At 63.8% G+C, this 20,183-nt stretch carries 17 protein-coding genes; 9 read left to right on the forward strand and 8 right to left on the reverse strand.

Going from position 1 to position 20,183, the window contains the following annotated elements; all coding sequences use genetic code 11:
- Positions 1–34 precede the first annotated feature (34 nt).
- From NKH17_RS21510 to NKH17_RS21525, 4 genes are all read left to right on the forward strand, one after another.
- Positions 35–334, forward strand: a complete 300-nt coding sequence (locus NKH17_RS21510) for a DUF1236 domain-containing protein (protein ID WP_254815751.1) — start codon at positions 35–37, stop codon at positions 332–334.
- A gap of 309 nt (positions 335–643) precedes the next feature.
- Positions 644–1,492 carry a MetQ/NlpA family lipoprotein gene (locus NKH17_RS21515; RefSeq protein ID WP_352898337.1) on the forward strand — a complete coding sequence of 283 codons (849 nt, stop codon included), beginning with the start codon at positions 644–646 and terminating at the stop codon, positions 1,490–1,492.
- A 100-nt stretch (positions 1,493–1,592) separates the two neighbouring features.
- The gene (locus tag NKH17_RS21520; protein ID WP_352898335.1) at positions 1,593–2,690 is read left to right on the forward strand and encodes a methionine ABC transporter ATP-binding protein; all 1,098 of its coding nucleotides are present in this window, start codon (positions 1,593–1,595) and stop codon (positions 2,688–2,690) included.
- A complete protein-coding gene (locus NKH17_RS21525) occupies positions 2,671–3,327 on the forward strand; it encodes a methionine ABC transporter permease (RefSeq protein WP_352898333.1) in 657 nt (218 codons plus the stop codon). The genes NKH17_RS21520 and NKH17_RS21525 overlap by 20 nt, the downstream gene beginning before the upstream one ends.
- A gap of 37 nt (positions 3,328–3,364) precedes the next feature.
- On the opposite strand, the gene NKH17_RS21530 is transcribed toward NKH17_RS21525, so the two are convergent.
- Both NKH17_RS21530 and NKH17_RS21535 read right to left on the reverse strand, forming a co-directional pair.
- A complete protein-coding gene (locus NKH17_RS21530; RefSeq protein WP_352898331.1) occupies positions 3,365–5,107 on the reverse strand; it encodes a hydantoinase B/oxoprolinase family protein in 1,743 nt (580 codons plus the stop codon).
- Between the two features lies 1 nt (position 5,108).
- Positions 5,109–7,193, reverse strand: a complete 2,085-nt coding sequence (locus NKH17_RS21535; RefSeq protein WP_352898329.1) for a hydantoinase/oxoprolinase family protein — start codon at positions 7,191–7,193, stop codon at positions 5,109–5,111.
- Positions 7,194–7,411: 218 nt separating this feature from the next.
- On the opposite strand from NKH17_RS21535, the gene NKH17_RS21540 reads away from it, so the two are divergent.
- The 5 genes from NKH17_RS21540 to NKH17_RS21560 all read left to right on the forward strand — a co-directional run bounded on the left by NKH17_RS21540 (position 7,412) and on the right by NKH17_RS21560 (position 13,758).
- Complete coding sequence (locus NKH17_RS21540; protein WP_352898327.1) at positions 7,412–8,239, forward strand: ferredoxin--NADP reductase; 828 nt, start codon at positions 7,412–7,414, stop codon at positions 8,237–8,239.
- Between the two features lie 163 nt (positions 8,240–8,402).
- The gene (deoC, locus tag NKH17_RS21545; RefSeq protein WP_352476913.1) at positions 8,403–9,452 is read left to right on the forward strand and encodes a deoxyribose-phosphate aldolase; all 1,050 of its coding nucleotides are present in this window, start codon (positions 8,403–8,405) and stop codon (positions 9,450–9,452) included.
- Positions 9,453–9,465: 13 nt separating this feature from the next.
- A complete protein-coding gene (locus tag NKH17_RS21550) occupies positions 9,466–11,838 on the forward strand; it encodes an aldehyde dehydrogenase family protein (protein ID WP_352898325.1) in 2,373 nt (790 codons plus the stop codon).
- Positions 11,839–12,015: 177 nt separating this feature from the next.
- Complete coding sequence (locus NKH17_RS21555; RefSeq protein ID WP_352898323.1) at positions 12,016–12,747, forward strand: SDR family oxidoreductase; 732 nt, start codon at positions 12,016–12,018, stop codon at positions 12,745–12,747.
- 165 nt (positions 12,748–12,912) lie between these two features.
- Positions 12,913–13,758: a fumarylacetoacetate hydrolase family protein gene (locus tag NKH17_RS21560; protein ID WP_352898320.1), complete on the forward strand. Its 846-nt coding sequence runs from the start codon at positions 12,913–12,915 to the stop codon at positions 13,756–13,758.
- Between the two features lie 44 nt (positions 13,759–13,802).
- Here NKH17_RS21560 and NKH17_RS21565 read toward each other — a convergent pair whose 3' ends face one another.
- The 6 genes from NKH17_RS21565 to NKH17_RS21590 all read right to left on the reverse strand — a co-directional run bounded on the left by NKH17_RS21565 (position 13,803) and on the right by NKH17_RS21590 (position 20,108).
- A complete protein-coding gene (locus NKH17_RS21565; RefSeq protein ID WP_352476910.1) occupies positions 13,803–14,801 on the reverse strand; it encodes an ABC transporter ATP-binding protein in 999 nt (332 codons plus the stop codon).
- A 15-nt stretch (positions 14,802–14,816) separates the two neighbouring features.
- Positions 14,817–15,878, reverse strand: a complete 1,062-nt coding sequence (locus tag NKH17_RS21570) for a Gfo/Idh/MocA family protein (RefSeq protein WP_352647997.1) — start codon at positions 15,876–15,878, stop codon at positions 14,817–14,819.
- Complete coding sequence (locus NKH17_RS21575; RefSeq protein ID WP_254815738.1) at positions 15,875–16,714, reverse strand: carbohydrate ABC transporter permease; 840 nt, start codon at positions 16,712–16,714, stop codon at positions 15,875–15,877. Before NKH17_RS21575 ends, NKH17_RS21570 begins: the two co-directional genes overlap by 4 nt.
- Before the next feature lie 8 nt (positions 16,715–16,722).
- Positions 16,723–17,646, reverse strand: a complete 924-nt coding sequence (locus tag NKH17_RS21580) for a carbohydrate ABC transporter permease (protein ID WP_023718922.1) — start codon at positions 17,644–17,646, stop codon at positions 16,723–16,725.
- A gap of 240 nt (positions 17,647–17,886) precedes the next feature.
- Positions 17,887–19,146 (reverse strand): ABC transporter substrate-binding protein, encoded by a 1,260-nt coding sequence (locus NKH17_RS21585; protein ID WP_352648349.1) that lies wholly within the window; start codon positions 19,144–19,146, stop codon positions 17,887–17,889.
- Positions 19,147–19,148: 2 nt separating this feature from the next.
- Positions 19,149–20,108 carry an N-acetylmuramic acid 6-phosphate etherase gene (locus NKH17_RS21590; RefSeq protein ID WP_352648351.1) on the reverse strand — a complete coding sequence of 320 codons (960 nt, stop codon included), beginning with the start codon at positions 20,106–20,108 and terminating at the stop codon, positions 19,149–19,151.
- Between the last annotated feature and the right edge of the window lie 75 nt (positions 20,109–20,183).

Raw genomic sequence — 20,183 nt, forward strand, 5'->3', positions numbered from 1 at the left:
AGCGCAGAGGTGGCTCAGACGAAAGGAGACGATCATGAGAATGCATCTTTCCGCAGCCGCGGCTGGGTTCTTGTTGCTAGCGGGCGTCGGCGCCGCTGCCGCCCAGGACGTGGTCATCGAACCGCAGCAGGAGACGATCGTACGCGAGTATGTGAAAAAGCAGCCTCTGGCGTCCGTCCAGCTTCCCGGCGTGGAGCTCAATGTCGGCTCGACACTGCCCGATACCGTCGAGCTTCATGAAGTTCCCAGCGTCAAATACCGCTACGTCGTCGTCGACAATCGGACCGTCCTGGTCGATCCTGGCACGCGCAGGATCGTGAAAGTCATCGAGTGAACAAGCGCGCCGCTTTGAAGGGACATGCGGCGCGTCCAGCGTTGTCGACATCCCAGACTGCTGCCCTCGTTGGGCATTCCGACGCAGAAAGGCCCGCCGTTCCGACGCACGGCGGGCCACATAGCCGAGTCAGCACGCCAGGCGGCAGGGTCCTGTGCTCGCCAGGCCAGAAACTTTGAGAGAATATTCCCGGCTCCCCATCTGGCGTGAAATACTGTTCTTTGATCTGGAGATCAGCATTTCCGATGATGCCCGCAAGGCTTCGCATTCCGCCTGGCCGCAACGATTGCAGAACCGATAGGATTGACCATGCCTGGGAACACCAACACTTTGCTTCCATTCTTCTCGGCAACTATAAGCCGGCGCGCCGGCCTCGCTGTACTTATCGCATCAGCGGTTGCGATTGTCAGCCTTGCTGCGCCGTCGTTCGCCGAGGACAAGACGGCGGTCAAGGTCGGCATCATGAGCGGCGAGGACGAGGACGTCTGGCGCGTCGTCACCGCCCAGGCGGCGGAGAGGGGCCTGACGATCGAGACCGTGGTGTTCAACGACTATACCCAGCCGAATGAAGCGCTCGAGCGTGGCGAAATCAACGCCAACGCCTTCCAGCACAAGCCCTATCTCGACAACCAGATCAAGACGCAGGGCTATCACATCGTCCCGGTCGGCTATACCGGGGTCTGGCCGATCGGCCTTTACTCCAAGAAGTACGCGAATATTGCCGACCTGCCCGAAGGCGCGGTCATTGGCGTGCCGAACGACCCGTCCAATGAGGGCCGCGCACTGCGCGTCCTGCAGAGCGAACATCTGATCAAGCTCAGGGAGGCCACAGGCATTCTTGCGACGACCACCGACATCGCCGAAAACCCGAAGCACTTGGTCATCAAGGAGCTGGACGCAGGCATCGTCGGGCGCTCGGTGGAAGACCTCGACGGGGCCGTAGTCAACACGGATTGGGCGCTTAAAAGCGGCCTCACACCGGAGAACCGCATCGCCCAGGAGGCGGTGGCCGACAATCCCTATCGCAATTTCATCGCGGTCAAGGCCGGCAATGAAAACCAGCCCTGGGTAAAGACATTGGTCGCCTCCTATCAGAACGAAAAGGTGAAGGCCGAATTCGACCGGGTCTACAAGGGAACCGGCATCAGCGCCTATTGATGCCGAGCTCGACTGGGCGCTGAAGCCCGGCATGATAAAGCGGTCCGCGCTTCAACGCGGACCGCGATCGCGTTTGCGGGACACCAATACAGGAACTTTTATGAACCAGCATTTCGCCTCGGTCACCGAAGTCACGCATCCCGTCGGCGGCCGCTCCGCGGGACCGAACGATGTCGTGCGCCTCATCGAGCTGAAGCGCCGTTTCGGCGCGACAGCGGCGCTGGACGGCGTGTCGCTCAGCGTGCGCCAGGGCGAGATCCTCGGCATCATCGGCCGCAGCGGCGCCGGCAAGTCGACGCTGATACGCTGCCTGAACGGTCTGGTGCGGCCGGATTCAGGACAGGTCTTCATCGAAGGCCGCGACATCAGCCGGCTCGGCGAGCGCGAATTGCAGCCGCTGCGCCGGCGCATCGGCATGATCTTCCAGCATTTCAACCTGCTGTCCGCAAAGACGGTCGAAGACAATGTAGCGCTGCCGCTCAAGATCGAAGGCCGGCCCAGGGCCGAACGCCTGGCGCGCGCCGCCGAGCTGCTCGAGCTTGTCGGCCTGTCGGAAAAGGCGAAAGCCTATCCGGCGTCGCTGTCGGGCGGGCAGAAGCAGCGCGTCGGCATTGCCCGGGCGCTTGCGGCGCGCCCGGCGCTGCTGCTGTCGGACGAAGCGACCTCGGCGTTGGACCCGGAGACGACGCGCTCCATCCTTGCCTTGCTCAGAGACATCAACCGGCAGCTCGGCCTGACCATCCTGCTCATCACGCACGAGATGGAGGTGATCCGTTCGATCGCCGATCGTGTCGCGGTGATCGACGCCGGGCGGATCGTCGAGCAAGGCCCGGTCTGGTCGATTTTTGCGGACCCCAAGTCGGCGATCACGCAGAGCCTGCTCGGCGGCATCCGGCCGCAATTGCCGGCGGAGATCGCAAGCCGGCTAACGCGGAACGCCGGCGTGGAGGCGATCCTCAGGATCGACGTGGCCGGTGAGGCCGCGCGAAGCCCGCTTTTGTCCGATCTTGCCTCGGCAGTTCCCGGCTCGTTCCGCCTCGTGCATGGCGGCATCGATCACGTCCAGCAGCAGCCTGTCGGGACACTGTTCCTTGCGGTCGCCGGCAGCAATGAAGCTCACCTGGCAGAGGTGATCGCGTTCTTGAAAGCCCGCCAAGCGCGGGTGGAGGTGCTTGGCCATGTCGCCGGTTCTGTTTGAGCTTCTCGTCCGTTCGATCTGGGAAACGATCCTGATGACGGCCGCCTCCGGCCTCATCTCGCTGGTTTTCGGGCTGCCGCTCGGCCTGGCGCTGGTCGCCACCGACCGCGGCGGCATCGCCGAAAACCTGTGGGTGAACCGCGTGCTTGGCGCTGTCATCAACGGCTTCCGCTCTGTGCCTTTCATCATCCTGCTGGTTGCGCTGATCCCGGTGACGCGGCTGATCGTCGGCACCTCGATCGGCACCTGGGCAGCGATCGTTCCGCTGTCGATCGCGGCGACGCCCTACTATGCCCGGATCGCCGAAGTGTCGCTGCGTGAGGTCGACCACGGGCTGATCGAAGCGGCGCGCGCCATGGGCGGCAACCGCTGGACGATCATTCGCGAGGTGCTGGTGCCCGAAGCGCTGCCCGGCATCGTCGCCGGCTTCACGGTGACGCTGGTGACGCTGATCGGCGCCTCGGCGATGGCCGGCGCCATCGGCGCCGGCGGGCTCGGCGACCTCGCCATCCGCTACGGTTACCAGCGCTTCGAAACGTCAGTCATGATCGCCGTGGTCATCGTCCTGATCGTCCTGGTCTGCGGCATCCAGTGGGCCGGCGACCGGCTGGTCGCGAGGCTGGATTACCGCAACTGATCGTTGGCCGCAAATGAAGGAATCCGAGGCCGCGCCGTCATCCGGCGCGCCTCTTTTCCGTGGCTGCCCGGTCGATCCCCAATCCATCCGCCGAGAGAGCGACCCCGAACTTTTCGGCGGCTTCTGCGGGCGTGTAATAGCCCAGCGCGACATCCCTCGCCACCAGATCGACGTCCCGCTGCAAGGGATCGCCGTAGCCGCCGCCGCCCGGCGTGCCGACGCGCACGCGGTCGCCGGCCTTCAACGCGATGTCCTGCTCCTTGGACAGGTGCGGCGGCACATGTTCCTTGCCGTCGCGGAACACGGCGACCGTGTTGACCGCGCCGTCCTTGCCGCCGAGCGCACCTTGCGGGCCGAAGCGGCCGTGATCCATGACGAAAGAGGCACGTGCGTCGCCGCGCAGGATTTCCACCTCATAGGCGAGCCCGAAACCGCCGCGATGCTTGCCGGCGCCACCGGAGCCTTCGCGCAGCGCATAGTGGCGGTAGAGCACCGGAAAGGCCTGCTCCATGATTTCGACCGGCGGCGACTTGGAGATGCCTATGGTCGAGCAGCCATTGGTCAGGCCGTCGTGACCGGCATTGCCGCCATAGCCGCCGCCGGAGATCTGGTACATGACATAATCGCGGCCGCGCGCCGGGTCGTTGCCGCCGAGTGCGAAATTGCCGCTGGAGCCAGCCGGAGCCGCCGTCACCCTGTCCGGCAGAGCCCGCACCATCGCCGCGAACACCGCCTCGGCGATGCGCTGCGAAACCTCGGCTGCGCAGCCCGACACAGGGCGCGGATATTTGGCGTCGAGGAAGGTGCCTTCCGGCCGCTTGACGATCAGCGGTTCGAAGGCGCCGGCGCTGATCGGCACATCCGGGAAAATATGGCGCATGGCGAGATACACCGAGGACAAGGTCGTCGCCAGAACGCTGTTCATCGGCCCGGCGCAGGGTTTTGATGAGCCCGAGAAGTCGAAGCTGAGCGTGTCGCCTTTTTTCTCGACTGCCAGCGCGATGATCAGCGGCTCGTTTACCACGCCGTCTGAATCGACGAAGGCCTGCGAGCGATAGATACCGTCGGGAATGGCCGATATGTTGACGCGCATCTGTTCAGCGGCGCGGCGCCGCAATTCGGCGATCGCTTCGACCGCCGTTTCGTCTCCGTAACGATCCAGGATTCCGTTGAGCCTGTCCTGGCCGATCAGCAGTGCCGCCGCCTGCGCGCGGATATCGCCAATGCGCTGGTCGGCAACACGGATGTTGGAGCAGATGATGGCGTAGATCTCCGGGTCGAGCACGCCCTTCTTGAACAGTTTCACCGGCGGCAACCGCAAGCCTTCCTGCTCGACCGCCGTTGCCGAGGCGGAGAATCCGCCCGGCACCGAACCGCCAATGTCGGGCCAATGGCCGGTGTTCGACAGCCAGCAGAAGATCTTCCCGTCCCGGTAGACCGGCATGGCGAAGCGCACATCCATCAGATGGGTGCCGCCGAGATAAGGATCGTTGACGATGTAAATATCGCCCGGCTCGGGCGGCAGGCAGCGTCCGTCGGCGATCATCTCGATCACCGTTTTGGTCGAATACTGCATGACGCCGACGAACACCGGCAGGCCCTGGCTGCCTTGCGCGATCAGCGAACCATCGAGCGCCGAATAGATGCCATCCGAACGGTCATTGGCCTCGGCGATAACAGGCGAGAAGGCGGCGCGCGAAAACGTCAGGTCCATTTCGTCGCAGACCTGCTGCAGGGCCGCCTGGAGGACCGAAAGCGTAATAGTGTCAAGCTGCGCCATCTCAGGCCTCGCCGATATCGATGATGATGTTGCCGTCGGCATCCGACCGCGCCCGGTCGCCGGGCTCGAGCACTGTGGTGGCGTCCATCTGTTCGAGGATCGCCGGCCCCATGATGACTGCGTCGAGCGGCAGCTTTTCCCTGCTGTAGACCGGCGTATCGTACCAGCGCCCGCCATACCAGACCGGCCGGATTTCGCGCCGCGCCTCTTCGAGCGTTTTGGCGCGCCCAGCCGGGTCGATCAGCCGCGACAGATCGATTGCCGGCCGTACGCCGGTGACCGAGGTGTTGAGGTTGACCAGATTGGCGCGGATTTCCGGCAGCTCGACCTTGAAGCGGGCGAAATAGGCCTTCTCGAACAGTTGCTGCAGGACCTCGCGCGTCACCGCAGACGACGGCAGCGGCACGTTAATAATATGCGTCTGGCCGACGAACTGCATGTCGGCGGAATGCGTGACGCGGATCGTCTCCGGCTTCACCGCTTCCTTGCCGATCAACTCTTCGCCTTCGTTTCGGTGCCGTTCCAATATAGCTTGGAGCTGGGCTTCATCGAGCCCCGCCACCGGCTGGTTAACCGTGTTGACGAAGTCATGGCGCAGATCGGCGACGACGCAGCCGAGCGCATTGGTAATGCCCGGCCGCGCCGGCACCAGCACCCGGGGCAGGCCGAGCTCGCGCGCCAATGCCGTCGCATGCAGCGGACCGGCGCCGCCGAAGGCGAACAGCGCGAAATCGCGCGGGTCGTGGCCGCGCGACACCGAGACCATGCGGATGGCGCCGGCCATCTTCACGTTGCCGAGCCGCAGCACCGCACCCGCCGCTTCGACGCCGGACAAGCCTGTGGCGCGGCCGATCCTGTCCTCGAATATGCCGGTGACCCGTTCGACGGTGACCGGGTTTTCCACCGCGAGCAGCTTCTTCGGCGCCAGCCTGCCGAGCACCAGATTCGCGTCGGTGATGGTCGGCTCCAAGCCGCCGCGTCCGTAGCAGATTGGCCCGGGATTGGCGCCGGCGCTTTCCGGGCCGACCTGGATCAGGCCTGCCGCATCGACCCGGGCGATCGAGCCGCCGCCGGCGCCGACCGTATGCACCGCCACCATCGGCACGTGGATCGGCATCGCATATTCGATCTCGATCTCGTTCGACACTGCCGGCTCGGCGTTGCGGATCAGCGCCACGTCGGTCGAGGTGCCGCCCATGTCGTAGGTGACCAGGTTTTCGAAGCCGGCGCGTTTGCCGGTATAGGCGGCAGCAATGACGCCGGAAGCGGGGCCGGACATGACGGTCTTGGCCGACTCACGTGTGACAAAGCGGGCCGAGATCATGCCGCCATTGCCGTTCATGATCAGGAAGTCGCGGGCGTAGCCTTTTGACGCCAGCTCCTTGCGCAGCCGCTCGACATAGCGTTCGAGGATCGGCTGCACCGAGGCGTTGACCGAAGCGGTCACCCCGCGCTCGAATTCGCGCGCTTCCGAAAGCAGGGCGTGGCCTGTCGTGATGTAGCCGTTCGGCCAAAGCTCGGCCGCTGTCTCGGCGGCGCGCCGCTCATGCGCCGGGTTGGCATAGGAATGCAGGAAATGGATGACCAGGGATTCGCAGCCGGCTGCGATCAGTTGTGAAACCGCTGTCCGCATTTCGGCCTCGTCGAGCGGGATGCGCACCGCGCCCGAGGCCTCGACCCGCTCCGACACTTCGAGCCGCAGATTGCGCGGAATGATCGGGACGAAGGTGCCCGTCATGCCATAAGCCTGCGGCCGTGTCCGCCGGCCAAGCTCGATGACGTCGCGAAAGCCGCGCGTGGTGATCATGCCGGTCTTGGCCAGCCGGCGCTCCAGGACCGCGTTGGTGGTCGTCGTCGTGCCGTGCACGATGAGGTCGATGCCGTCGACCGGAAATCCGGTGGCGCCAAGTGCCGAAACGACGCCGAACGCCTGGTTGTCGACTGTCGTCGGGGTCTTGGCGATGTGCACCCGGCCACCGTCACGGCCGTCGATCAGAAGGAGGTCGGTAAAAGTTCCGCCGACATCGATGCCGGCGACGACGCTGCCAGTCGAATCCAGCGCTTGCGCCGAAAAATTCTGTCCCATTGTCGAAACCCGAAATGCCCGAACTGCCTACATGCCCTAGTTTGGAAAGCTGTTTTACGGCGGCGTCTTGACGCAAATATCGTTTGTATACTAATAAATTCCGGACACAAGAGCTTACCGCTTCGGAGTGTGCAAACGGCACGCTGGAACCTGACCGGTTCGGGCGCGCAGGTGGAGATTTGGCGCCGGCGCTGAGCCGGCCCAGAAGGTTAGGTTTGATGAACACCACATCCGCGTTCAACACAGCCGGCTCCCGGCCGTTGCAGTTCCCGATACCGGCCAATGTCTATGCCGAAACCGTGGTCTCGGTGAAGCATTATACCGACCGGCTGTTTTCGTTCCGCATCACCCGGCCGCAGTCGCTGCGCTTTCGCTCCGGCGAATTCGTCATGATCGGCCTGCCCAATGCCGAGAAGCCAGTGTTCCGCGCCTATTCGATCGCCAGCCCGTCCTGGGACGACGAACTCGAGTTCTTCTCGATCAAGGTGCCGGACGGCCCGCTTACCTCGGAGCTGCAGAAAATCGAGATCGGCGATACCGTCATCATGCGGCAGAAGTCGACGGGCACGCTGGTGGTCGACGCGCTGACGCCAGCCAAGCGCCTGTTCATGATCTCGACCGGCACCGGCATTGCTCCCTTCGCCAGCCTGCTGCGCGATCCCGATACTTATGAGAAGTTCGAGCAGGTTATCCTGACCCATACCTGCCGCGACAATGCCGAGCTCACCTACGGCCAGGAACTGGTGGCCGCACTGGAGAACGATCCGCTGATCGGCGAGCTTACCGGCGGCCGCGTCACGCTGTATAATTCGACAACGCGCGAGACCTCCGAGCGCATGGGCCGCATCACCGCGCTGATCGGCTCGGGCAAATTCTACACCGATCTCGGCATCGACAGGCTCAATCCCGAGACCGACCGCATCATGATCTGCGGCTCGATGCATATGCTCAAGGACGTCAAGGAGCTGGCTGAAAGCCACGGCTTCCAGGAAGGCTCGCTGCATCATCCGGCAAGCTTCGTCGTCGAGCGCGCCTTCGTCGGCTGAGACGCGGCAGTTCAGAGTCTACTGGTTTGCGACCCTGATTTTGACCATACGGTCAAAAGTCGGCTGCCTCGACCGTCTTTTTCCGCTATGACCGCTTGAAGGACTCGTGAAGCGCTGCTTCACGGTCTATCTTCGGCATAACTCGCTGAACAAGGGGCAGGAGATGAGCAGCACAATCCGCGAAACCGATCTCGGCACGTCCAAGATCACGCCGCTGCCGGCGCGCGCCGCCGCCAATGCGCCGATGCCGCAAGCCCATGGCATTGCCCGCAATCCCGGCATGAGGCTCGATCTCGGCTTCATGGAATCGATGCGCAGCGTCAACCGCTCGGCGCTGGAACGCCGCGTCGCCAGCCTGACCAAAAGACGCTCGATCAAGGCCGATAACCAGGCGGCCTGGCTGCTGCGCGCCGTCGCCTGCATGGACCTGACGACGCTGAACTCGAATGACACGGAAGAGCGCGTGCGCCGGCTCTGTGCCAAGGCGGTCAACCCGTTCCGTCGCGACATCGTCGAAGGGCTCGGCATTACTGGTGAAAAGATCCGCCCGGCGGCGGTCTGCGTCTATCATCCCTTCGTCGCCACCGCCGTCGAAGCGCTGCGCGGCAGCGGCGTCCATGTCGCCGCCGTTTCGACCGCCTTCCCGCATGGACTTGCACCGCTTTCGACGCGCCTGCAAGAGATCGAAGCATCGGTCCGCGACGGCGCCGACGAGATCGACGTCGTCATCCCGCGCGGTTTGGTATTCGGGGCGAAATGGCAGGAGCTCTATAACGAGATCGTCTCGATGCGCGCCGCTTGCGGCGAGGCGCATCTGAAGGTGATCCTCGGTACCGGCGACCTCGCCACGCTGCGCAACGTCATGCTCGCCTCGATGGTGGCGATGATGGCGGGTGCAGATTTCATCAAAACCTCGACCGGCAAGGAAAGTGTCAACGCGACGCTGCCGGTCGGCCTTGCCATGGTGCGCGCGATCCGCGCCTATTTCGAGGAAACCGGCTATCTCATCGGCTTCAAGCCGGCCGGTGGCATTTCCACGGCAAAAGCCTCGCTCGATTGGCTGGTGCTGATGAAGGAAGAACTGGGCCGTCCGTGGCTGGAGCCGGAGCTGTTCCGCTTCGGAGCATCGAGCCTTCTGACCGATATCGAGCGCCAGCTCGAGCATCATCTGACCGGCCACTACTCGGCCAATCATCGCCACGCGATGGCGTGATTCGGAGCGCTTCATGAACATCCTCGAACGCTATCACGCCATGGATTACGGGCTGGCGCCGGAAGCCCGCAACGAGGCCGATGCCTGGCTGGCCGCGGGGGATTTCGGCAAGGCGCTGTTCATCGGCGGCGACTGGAAGGCAGCCAGCGGAGGCAAAACCTTCGACACCAGCGATCCGTCCTCGGGAAAGCTGCTGGCCAAGGTGTCGGACGCTGGTGCCGCCGATATCGACGCGGCGGTGTCGGCCGCCACAAAAGCGCTGCCGAAATGGAGCGCCAGCACCGGCTACAGCCGAGCCAAAGTGCTCTATGCGATCGGCCGCGCCATGCAGCGCCACCAACGGCTGTTCGCGGTGCTTGAGACAATCGACAATGGCAAGCCGATCCGCGAAAGCCGCGACATCGACGTGCCGCTGGCGATCCGCCATTTCATCCATCATGCCGGCTGGGCGCAGGCGCTGCACCGGGATTTTCCCGGCCACAAGGGCGTCGGCGTCGTCGGCCAGATCATCCCGTGGAACTTCCCGCTCTTGATGCTCGCCTGGAAGATCGCGCCGGCGCTCGCCGCGGGCTGCACCGTGGTGCTCAAACCCGCGGAATTCACGCCGCTCACCGCGATCCTGTTTGCCGAGATCTGCGCACGCGCCGGCGTGCCGAAGGGCGTCGTCAACATCGTCCAGGGCGGGCCGGAGGCGGGCGCGGCCATCGTCAACCATCCGGGCGTCCAGAAGATTGCCTTCACCGGTTCGTCCGAGGTCGGCAAGATCATCCGCAAGGCCACTGCCGGCTCGGGCAAGAAACTTTCGCTGGAGCTTGGCGGCAAGTCGGCATTCGTCGTTTTCGAGGATGCCGACCTCGACAGCGCCGTCGAGGGTCTGGTTGACGGCATCTGGTTCAACCAGGGCCAGGTGTGCTGTGCCGGCTCGCGCCTTCTGATGCAGGAAGGCATCGCCGACGCCTTCATCGCCAAGGTCAAGACGCGGATGAGCCGGCTGCGCGTCGGCAGCCCGCTCGACAAGAACACCGATATCGGCCCGCTGGTCGATTTGACTCAGCTCGATCGCGTCAAGGGCCTGATCGCCGAGGGCGCCAAGCAGGGCGCGATCTGCTGGCAGCCGGACTCGGCACTGCCCGCCGCGGGCTATTACCATCTGCCAACGCTGGCGACCGGTGTTTCGCCGGCTAACATCTTGGCACAGGAAGAGGTGTTCGGGCCGGTGCTCGCCACTATGACCTTCCGCAACACCGAGGAAGCGATCGAGCTCGCCAACAACACACGCTATGGCCTGGCCGCTTCGGTGTGGAGCGAGAACATCAATCTTGCCCTGCACGTCGCGCCGCAATTGAAGGCCGGCGTCGTCTGGGTCAACGGCACCAATATGTTCGACGCCTCCTGCGGCTTCGGCGGCTATCGCGAGAGCGGCTTTGGCCGCGAAGGCGGGCGCGAGGGCATGTTCGAATATCTCTCGGCAAAACTGCCGCTCGGCCCGATCATCAAACCCGCAAATTCTTCTGCCCAACCTGTCGAGCAGGCGGAAGGTGGCGCCATCGACCGCACGGCAAAGCTGTTCATCGGCGGCAAGCAGGTCCGGCCGGACGGCAATTATTCCTTGGCCATCGCCAGCGCCAAGGGCAAGCTTGCCGGCGAGGTCGGTCTCGGCAACCGCAAGGATATCCGCGACGCCGTCGCGGCCGCGCGCGCCTGCAAGGCTTGGCCGGAGGCGACCGCCTACAACCGCAGCCAGGTACTCTACTACGTGGCCGAAAATCTTTCAGGCCGCGCCGAAGAGTTTGCCGCCCGTTTGACCCAGCTCACCGGCGCGACCGCCAAGGCGGCGCGCGAAGAGGTCGAGCTGTCGATCGAGCGCCTGTTCCTCTACGCCGGCCTGGCCGACAAATTCGAGGCCCGCGTCCACCAGCCGCCGGCCCGCGCCGTCACGCTGGCGCTGCACGAGCCAGTCGGCGTCGTCGGTATCGTCGCACCGGACAACGCACCTTTGCTTGGCCTGATCTCGCTGGTGGCGCCGGCGCTTGCCATGGGCAACACCGTAGTCGCAGTGCCATCCGAAAAATACCCGCTGCTTGCCACCGACCTTTACCAGGTCATCGAATATTCCGACGTTCCGGCGGGCGCCATCAATATCGTTACGGGCCGTAGCGCCGAGCTGGCCGGCGTGCTGGCCAAGCACGACGATGTCGACGGGCTCTGGATGTTCGCCGATGCCGAGACCTGTGCCAAGGCGGAGGCCGAGTCCATCGGCAATCTCAAGCGTGTCTGGACCGGCAACGGCCACAGCCTCGACTGGGCGTCGAGCGAAGCAGCCGGCGATGCCTTGCTGCGCCGTGCGATCGAGGTCAAGAACGTCTGGGTGCCCTACGGCGACTGAGTGTCCCGGAGGGACGTCCGGGCTTGACGGGCCAAAAGATGTTCTTTACCGAGAAAAAACATTTGGCCGGCAGGCGAATATCGAAACAGGCGGGATGGTAGTGCCCGCCTGGCACATTGCGCCCCGGCCTTGTGCCGGTAAAAAGCCGAACGATTAAAGACGGGCGAGGAGAAAAGCATGGCGGATCTGACTGGCAAGGTCGTTGTCGTCACGGCGGCGGCGCAAGGCATCGGTCGGGCAAGTGCGCTGGCGTTCGCCAAGGCCGGCGCCGTCGTCCATGCCACCGACATCAACGAGGTGGTGCTCGCCGATCTCGGCAAGACGCCCGGCATCAAGACCCGCAAGCTCGACGTGCTGAACGACGAGGCGGTGAATGCCGCTTTCGCCGAGATCGGCGCCGTCGACGTGCTGTTCAATTGCGCCGGCTTCGTCCATTCCGGCTCGATCCTCGAGATGAAGGACGGCGATCTCGACTTCGCCTATGATCTCAATGTCCGCTCGATGATCCGCACCATCCGCGCCGTGCTGCCCGGCATGCTGGAGCGCGGCGACGGCTCGATCATCAACATGGCGTCGCTGGCCAGTTCGACCAAGGGCGTGCCGAACCGCTTCGTTTACGGGCTGACCAAGGCAGCCGTCATCGGCATGACCAAATCGGTCGCCGCCGACTATGTCGGCAAGGGCATACGCTGCAATGCGATCTGTCCGGGCACGGTCGAAAGCCCGTCACTGCAGGATCGCATGCATGCGCAGGGCGACTACGAAGCAGCTCGCGCCGCCTTCATCGCCCGCCAGCCGATGGGCCGCCTCGGCACGCCCGAGGAAATCGCCGATCTCGCCGTCTATCTGGCCGGCGCCACCTATACGTCGGGGCAGGCTTATAATATCGACGGTGGCTGGTCGATCTAAGGGGCCATTTGAAAACCCTACTCCGCCGGGCGCCTGACGCGGCTTTCTGCGCTTCCGGTGCTCACGTACTTAAGTACGCTCCGCTCCGGTTCTCGAAACCCACGCCATTCGCCGCAGCGGAGCGAGTTTGCAAACGGCCTCTGGTCGCAACTGGGAGAAAACTGCATGAAACTGCTGCGCTATGGCGAGGCGGGGAACGAACGCCCCGGCCTGCTCGATGCCGATGGAACGATCCGCGACCTCTCCGCCCATGTTACCGACATTGCCGGCAAGGTGCTTGATCCGGCATCGCTCGAGACATTGTCGAAGCTCGATCCAAAGACGCTGCCGGCGGTTTCCGGCAAGCCGCGGATCGGCGCCTGCGTCGCCGGCACCGGCAAATTCATCTGCATCGGTCTCAACTATTCCGACCACGCCGCCGAAACCGGCGCTACCGTGCCGCCTGAGCCGATCATCTTCATGAAGGCGAGCTCGGCTATTGTCGGGCCGAATGACGACGTGCTGATCCCCCGCGGCTCGGTCAAGACCGACTGGGAGGTCGAGCTCGGCGTGGTCATCGGCAGAAAAGCGAAGTATGTCACCGAGGCCGAGGCGCTGGATTATGTCGCCGGCTATTGCGTCGCGCATGACGTCTCCGAGCGCGCCTTCCAGGCTGAGCGCCAGGGCCAGTGGACCAAGGGCAAGAGCTGCGACACGTTCGGGCCGATCGGTCCTTGGCTGGTGACCAAGGACGAGGTCAAGGACCCGCAGAACATTCCGATGTGGCTGACGGTCAACGGCAAGACGATGCAAAACGGCTCGACCAAGACCATGGTCTTCGGCGTCGCTTATCTCGTGTCCTATCTCAGCCAGTTCATGTCGCTGCACCCCGGCGACATCATCTCGACCGGCACGCCGCCCGGCGTCGGCCTCGGCATGAAGCCGCCGGTGTTCCTGAAGCCCGGCGACGTCGTCGAGCTCGGCATCGAAGGGCTGGGCATCCAGAAGCAGACGTTCAGGGCTGACGTGTAGCGCACCCTTCCCTTCTCTCCTTGTGGGAGAAGGAAAAAGAGCAGCTACTTCAGCACCCTCCCATCGGCCCCAAACCGGTACGTCTTCGCCGGATCCGGCGTCGCGTAAAGCGTGGCACCAGGTTCGGCGTTGTAGACGCCAAAAATGCGCACGGTGATCAAGCCGGCCTTCTCGCAGTCGAGATAGAGATTGGTGTCGGCGCCAAGATGCTCGGCATGGACAACCGTGCCTTTCCAGGCACCGGATTTCGCATCGACGGTCAGGTGCTCGGGACGGACACCGATGGTCTTGGCCGTCTCGCCAAGCCTGGCCCCGTCGACGAAGTTCATCTTCGGTGAGCCGATGAAGCCGGCGACGAATTCATTTGCCGGCGAATTGTAAAGCTCCATCGGTCCGCCGATCTGCTCGATCTTTCCCGCGTTCAGCACGACGATCTTGTCGGCCAGTGTCATCGCCTCGACCTGGTCGTGGGTGACATAGATCATCGTGGCCTTCAGCCGACGGTGCAGCTGGGCGATCTCCAGCCTGGTGTTGACGCGCAGCGCGGCATCGAGGTTGGACAGCGGCTCGTCGAACAGAAAAAGCTTGGGCTCGCGCACCACGGCGCGGCCGATGGCGACGCGCTGGCGCTGACCACCGGAAAGCTCGGCCGGCCGCCTCTCGAGGTAGGGCTCCAGCGACAGCATCGACGAGGCGATGCCGATGCGGCGGTCGATCTCGGCCGCCGGTGTGCCCGCCTGCTTGAGGCCGAGGCCCATGTTGTTCTTCACCGTCAGATGCGGATAGAGCGCATAGGTTTGGAACACCATGGCGATGCCGCGTTTGGCGGGCGGCGTGGCGGAGACGTCCGCCCCGTCGATCACCACGCGGCCCGAGGTCGAGTCCTCCAGCCCGGCAATGACCCTGAGCAGCGTCGACTTTCCACAGCCGGATGGACCGACGAAGACGACGAACTCGCCATCCGTCACCTCGAGGTTGATGCCCTTCAGCACCTCTACCGGCCCGAAGGCCTTTTTGACATTCTCGATGTTCAGCGAGCCCACGGCTTCGTCCCTGTTCTAGAGTTTCACGGCGAGGCCGCTGCGCACGCTCTCGTCGGCGGCAAGGCAGACGGCGAGCGACTTCACCGCGTCGTCCATGTGACGGGTCAAGTCGAGATCCTCGCGAACCGCCTTCAGCACAAACGCCTGTTCCAGGTCGCAAAGATCCTGATGGCCAGGCTCGCCCTCCATCGACAGCATCTCGTCCGGTTTGGCGAACTTGCCGTCCGCGCCGGTCGCCGCACTGTGCAGGCGGATGGTCGAGGTCTTGGTGTGGGTGTCGATGTCGTCGGACCTGACGCCCTCCTTCATGACGATCGACACGCAGCCATTGGGCGAGATCACGTCCTTCACGAAGAAGGCCGTCTCCGAGATCATCGGCCCCCAGCCGGCCTCATACCAGCCGACCGAACCATCGTCGAACAGCACCTGCAGGTGGCCGTAATTATACATCGTGGGCGCAATCTCGTCGGTCAGCCTCAGCCCCATGCCGCGCACCTCGACCGGCCTGGCGTCGGTGATCTGCAGCATCACGTCGAGATAATGCACGCCGCAGTCGACGATCGGCGACGTCGTCTGCATCAACTGCTTGTGCGTCTCCCAGCTATGGCCGGAGGATTGCTGGTTGAGGTTCATTCGGAACACGTAAGGGCCGCCGAGCTTACGCGCCTCGGTGATCAGCCGGATCCAGGACGGATGGTGGCGCAGGATGTAGCCGATCACCAGTTTTTTGCCGTTGGCCTTGGCTGCCGCGACCACGCGCTCTGCATCGGCGACAGTGGTTGCCAACGGCTTTTCGACGAAGACATGGCAGCCGGCCTCGAACGCCCTCACCGCATAGTCGGCATGGCTGTCGGAATAGGTGGCGATGCAGGCGACATCGGGTCTTTCGTCGAGCAGCGCCTGATCGAAGGAACGCCGGATGCCGTAGGTCGAAAGTCCTTCGGGCAGCGGCACATCCGAACGGTTGACCAGTGCCGCGATCTCGAAGCCCGGATTGGTGTGATAGGCCAGCGCATGGCTGCGGCCCATATTGCCGAGACCAGCGACGACGACGCGAAGAGGTTGTTGCGAACTCACTTGACCGCTCCCGAAGTGATGCCGCGGATCAGCTGCCGCGAGAAGATGACGTAGAGAATCAGCACCGGCATGATCGCCAGCGACAGTGCCGCCAGAATGGCGTTCCAGTTGGTGACGAACTGGCCGAGGAACAGCTGGGCGCCGAGCGTCACTGTCTTGGTCTCCTCCGACGGCGCCAGGATCAGCGGGAACCACAGATCGTTCCAGATCGGGATCATGGTGAAGACCGCGACCGTCGCCATCGATGGGCGCACCAGCGGCAGCACCAGCCGGAAAAAGATGGTGTATTCGGACAGGCCGTCGATCCTGCCCGCATTCTTCAGATCGTCCGAGACCTGCTTCATGAATTCCGACAGGATGAAGACGGCAAGCGGCAGGCCCTGCGCCGTGTAGACCAGGATCAGCGCCGTCAGCGTGTTGACCAGCCCGCTCGCCACCATCAGCTGCAGGATGGCGACGGTGCCGAGGCGGATCGGGATCATGATGCCGAGCGCCAGATAGAGCCCCATCAGCGAATTGCCGCGGAAGCGGTATTCCGACAGCGCGAACGCAGCCATGGCGCCGAACAGAAGCACGAAGAACAGCGAGGCGACGGTGACGACAAGGCTGTTCTGGAAATAGTGGATGAAGTCGCCCTGGCCGATCACCGTGGCGTAGCCGATCAGGTCGAAGGTCCCTGGCGTCGGCGGCGTCAGCGGCGCGCCGAAAATCCCTGCGCGCGACTTGAACGAATTCATGATGACGAGGATGACCGGAAACAGCGCGATGGCGGTGTAGGTCAACAGGATCGCGTGGGCGCCAATGGTGCGGGGCAGCGAGCGGGTTGCCGTGCTCATGTCGCGCCTCAGAACTGGTAGCGACGCAGGCGCGTCTGCACGAGGAACAGGTAGACGCAGACGCCGCCGAGGATGATCAGGAACATCATCGTGGCGATCGCCGCGCCCATGTTGGGATCGCCGACCTGCAGCTGGAAACCGAAGAAGGCGCGGTAGAGGAAGGTGCCGAGAATATCCGTAGAATAGTTCGGCCCGGCCAGCGCGCCTTGCGCGGTGTAGATCAGGTCGAAAGCGTTGAAATTGCCGACGAAGGTCAGGATCGAGATGATGCCGATCGACGGCAGGATGAGCGGCAGCTTGATCTTCCAGAACTGCGCCATCCCGGTGATGCCGTCGCATTCGGCCGCTTCGATCACCTCTTCGGGAATGGACAGCAGTGCCGCATAGATCAGCATCATCGGGATGCCGACGAATTGCCACACCGAGATCAGGCTGAGCGCGGTCAGCGCATATTGCGCCTTGCCGAGCCAGGGCGTGAACAGGCTTTTCAGGCCGACAAGGTCCATCATATGCGGCGCCACGCCCCATAGCGGCGACAGGATCAGCTTCCAGGCGAAGCCGACAATGACGAAGGACAGGATCGTCGGCACGAAGATCGCCGTGCGGTAGAAGGCGGAAAACCGCAGCCTGGGGCTGGACAGAAGTGCGGCCAAAAGGACGCCGATCGGGTTCTGCACCAGCATATGGATGATGAAGAACCAGACATTGTTCCTGAGCGCGTTCCAGAAGTTGACCGACCAGTTGGGGTCACCGAACAGCATGCGGAAATTTTCCAGTCCGACGAAGACCTGCGACTGATTGATGTTGCGGAACAAGGAAAGCTGCAGCGTGCCGGCCAGAGGCAGGATCATGATCGCCGTATAGACCAGCAACGCCGGCGCCAGGAAAACGCCGATATGCCAACGGAACGGTCTTTTCGGTGCTGCGGCCATGCGTTCGGTCCCCGCGGATCAGGTCTTGCAATTGCCGTCAAAGGGCGCGGCGCCTCCCTCCCCCTCGAGGGGAGGGTGCCTCGCACAGCGAGGCGGGTGGGGTCGGCCGAGGCGGCCCGCCATCGTGGTTTCGATCGCGCTTTTCAGCAACGATCAAGCCGCAGCCTGCCTCGACCGACCCTCTCCGTCGCCTTCGGCGAATCTCCCCCTCGAGGGGGGAGACAACGCTTCGCCGCGCTCTTATTTCGCCGGCTTATACCAGCTGTCGAGGCCGTCCTGCAGCTTCTTGGCGGCAGCTTCCGGCGTGTCGGTGCCGTTGATGACGTTGGCCGATTCAACCCACGTCTCGTTTTCCAGGTTCGGCGTGCCGCGCGACAGGATCTGGTAGGTCGAGCGGATCGTCGACTTGCACTTGCCGCGCCAGGAGACGAATTCCTGGGCCAGCGGGTCTTCCATCTTCACCGGGGTGTTGTTCAGGCTGAAGAAGCCCGGCAGCGCGTTGGCGTAGATGGTGGCGAAATCCGGCGAGGCCACCCAGGACAGGAAGGTCTTGGCCGCATCCGCGTTCTTCGAGGCCGCATTGAGGCCCATGCCGATGTCGGTGTGGTCGGAGATGTAGCAGGTGTCGCCGGCCTTCTGCACCGGCGGCGGGAAGGCGCCCATCTTGAACTGCGCCTGCGTGTTGAACAGGCCGATCTCCCACGAGCCGGCCGGGTAGATGGCGGCGCGGCCGAGCGTGAACAGGTTCTGGCTGTCCGGATATGTCTGCGCCTCGAAGCCGTCGCCGAGATAGTCCTTCCACCTGGCCAGTTCCTTGAAGGGCTCGACCCATTGCGGATCGGTCAGCTTCTGCTCGCCCTTGATCAGCGCCAGGCGGCCTTCCTCGCCCTTCCAGTAGTTCGGGCCGATGTTCTGGTAGCCCATGGTCGCCGCTTCCCAGAGGTCCTTGGTGCCCATCGCCATCGGGATGTAGGTGCCGTCGGCCTTGATCTTGTCGAGCGCGGCGAAGAATTCGTCGCGCGTCTCCGGCACCTTGATGCCGAGCTTGTCGAAGGCGTCCTTGTTGTAGATGAAGCCATGGATGACGGAGGCCATCGGCACGCAGAAACTCGACTTGCCGTCGTCGGTCTGCCAGGCGGCCTTGGCGACGTCGGAGAAGTTCTCCATGCCGGGCAGGGTCGAGATGTCGGCGAGATTGCCCTTCTTGAAGAGCTCCAGCGACTTGTCGAACGGGCGGCAGGTGATCAGGTCGCCGGCCGAGCCGGCGGCGAGCTTGGCGCCGAGGGCGGCGTCATATTCGGTTGGCGCCGACGGCGCGAAGACCACCTTGATGCCCGGGTTCTTGGCTTCGAAGGCCGGGATCAGCTTGTCCTTCCAGATGGCAAGGTCGTCGCCGCGCCAGCTTTCGATGTTGAGCGTTACGTCGTCGGCATAAGCCACCCCGGCGGAGCCGAGAATGCCGGTGCCGAGAAGAAGTGCCGTCAGTAGCTTCGTTGTCATGCTCAGTCTCCCTGTTGACCTTTTTCAGGTTCGGTTTTGATGAGAACAGAGGCATGGCGCCCCTTGCTCCCCTCGATCGCGGAAAGGGCTGGCCGCAGCTTGTGGCCGGTCCCTTCCAGTATCTTCTCGGCCGCGTCGGCGCTGGTGGCGCCGGCGGCGAGCAGAATGGCGGTCTTGACGACGCCGCCGCTCTTTTCGAGCAGGCGCGCCGCCTCGTCCTTGTCGCGCCCGCTGACGGCGGCGACGATGCGTGCGGCGCGGTCGCGCAGCTTGATGTTGTCGGCCATGAGGTTGACCATGTAGCCGTCATGGACATGGCCGAGATGGATGGCGGCCAGCGTCGACAGCATGTTGAGCGCGATCTTCTGGGCGGTGCCGGCGCCCATGCGCGTCGAGCCGGCAATCAGCTCCGGCGGCGTTTCGAGCAGGATGGCGATGTCGGCCAGCCGCAGCAGCGGCGCATCCCTGTTGTTGGCGATGGCAATCGTCGCCGCACCGCGGCGCCTGGCTTCCTCGATCGCGCGGACAGCGTAAGGTGTCGAGCCGCTGGCCGAGACGGCGATCAGGCAATCGCTATTGCCGATGCCGGCGGCGGCGACCGCAGCCGAAGCTTCGTCAACGTCATCCTCAGGCCCGCCGGCCAGTGCCCTGAAAGCTTCGTCGCCGCCGGCGATCAGGATGGCGATGCGGTCGCGCTGGATACCGAAAGTGCCCGGCAGTTCCAGCGCATCGGCCAATGCCATCAGGCCCGAGCTGCCGGCGGCCGCATAGGCGAGCTTGCCGCCGCTTTTCAGTCTGCTTGCGATAATTTCGGCTGCCGCGGCAATGGCAGGAATGGCGCCGTGCACGGCCTTGGCGGCCTCGATCTGTGCGTTGGCCAAAGAGGAAAGGATGGCGTCCGGGGCCTGGATGTCCAGTCCCTCGGCATTGTGGTGAAGCGCTTCGGTGCGCGTTTCTGCCATCCGCTTTCCTCCAATCCAGAAAACAATACCAAAAAAATACCACTTGTCCACACGCATTAATGAAATCCCTGCGTC

It is taken from the genome of Mesorhizobium sp. M1334, from assembly GCF_040317995.1.
Taxonomy (GTDB): domain Bacteria; phylum Pseudomonadota; class Alphaproteobacteria; order Rhizobiales; family Rhizobiaceae; genus Mesorhizobium.

What these genes read in the sequence shown, in the direction of transcription:
- NKH17_RS21510 (WP_254815751.1), top strand. Translation starts at nt 35, where the DNA reads ATGAGAATGCATCTTTCCGCAGCCGCGGCTGGGTTCTTGTTGCTAGCG.
- NKH17_RS21515 (WP_352898337.1), top strand. Translation starts at nt 644, where the DNA reads ATGCCTGGGAACACCAACACTTTGCTTCCATTCTTCTCGGCAACTATA.
- NKH17_RS21520 (WP_352898335.1), top strand. Translation starts at nt 1,593, where the DNA reads ATGAACCAGCATTTCGCCTCGGTCACCGAAGTCACGCATCCCGTCGGC.
- NKH17_RS21525 (WP_352898333.1), top strand. Translation starts at nt 2,671, where the DNA reads ATGTCGCCGGTTCTGTTTGAGCTTCTCGTCCGTTCGATCTGGGAAACG.
- NKH17_RS21530 (WP_352898331.1), bottom strand. Translation starts at nt 5,107, where the DNA reads ATGGCGCAGCTTGACACTATTACGCTTTCGGTCCTCCAGGCGGCCCTG.
- NKH17_RS21535 (WP_352898329.1), bottom strand. Translation starts at nt 7,193, where the DNA reads ATGGGACAGAATTTTTCGGCGCAAGCGCTGGATTCGACTGGCAGCGTC.
- NKH17_RS21540 (WP_352898327.1), top strand. Translation starts at nt 7,412, where the DNA reads ATGAACACCACATCCGCGTTCAACACAGCCGGCTCCCGGCCGTTGCAG.
- deoC (WP_352476913.1), top strand. Translation starts at nt 8,403, where the DNA reads ATGAGCAGCACAATCCGCGAAACCGATCTCGGCACGTCCAAGATCACG.
- NKH17_RS21550 (WP_352898325.1), top strand. Translation starts at nt 9,466, where the DNA reads ATGAACATCCTCGAACGCTATCACGCCATGGATTACGGGCTGGCGCCG.
- NKH17_RS21555 (WP_352898323.1), top strand. Translation starts at nt 12,016, where the DNA reads ATGGCGGATCTGACTGGCAAGGTCGTTGTCGTCACGGCGGCGGCGCAA.
- NKH17_RS21560 (WP_352898320.1), top strand. Translation starts at nt 12,913, where the DNA reads ATGAAACTGCTGCGCTATGGCGAGGCGGGGAACGAACGCCCCGGCCTG.
- NKH17_RS21575 (WP_254815738.1), bottom strand. Translation starts at nt 16,714, where the DNA reads ATGAGCACGGCAACCCGCTCGCTGCCCCGCACCATTGGCGCCCACGCG.
- NKH17_RS21580 (WP_023718922.1), bottom strand. Translation starts at nt 17,646, where the DNA reads ATGGCCGCAGCACCGAAAAGACCGTTCCGTTGGCATATCGGCGTTTTC.
- NKH17_RS21585 (WP_352648349.1), bottom strand. Translation starts at nt 19,146, where the DNA reads ATGACAACGAAGCTACTGACGGCACTTCTTCTCGGCACCGGCATTCTC.
- NKH17_RS21590 (WP_352648351.1), bottom strand. Translation starts at nt 20,108, where the DNA reads ATGGCAGAAACGCGCACCGAAGCGCTTCACCACAATGCCGAGGGACTG.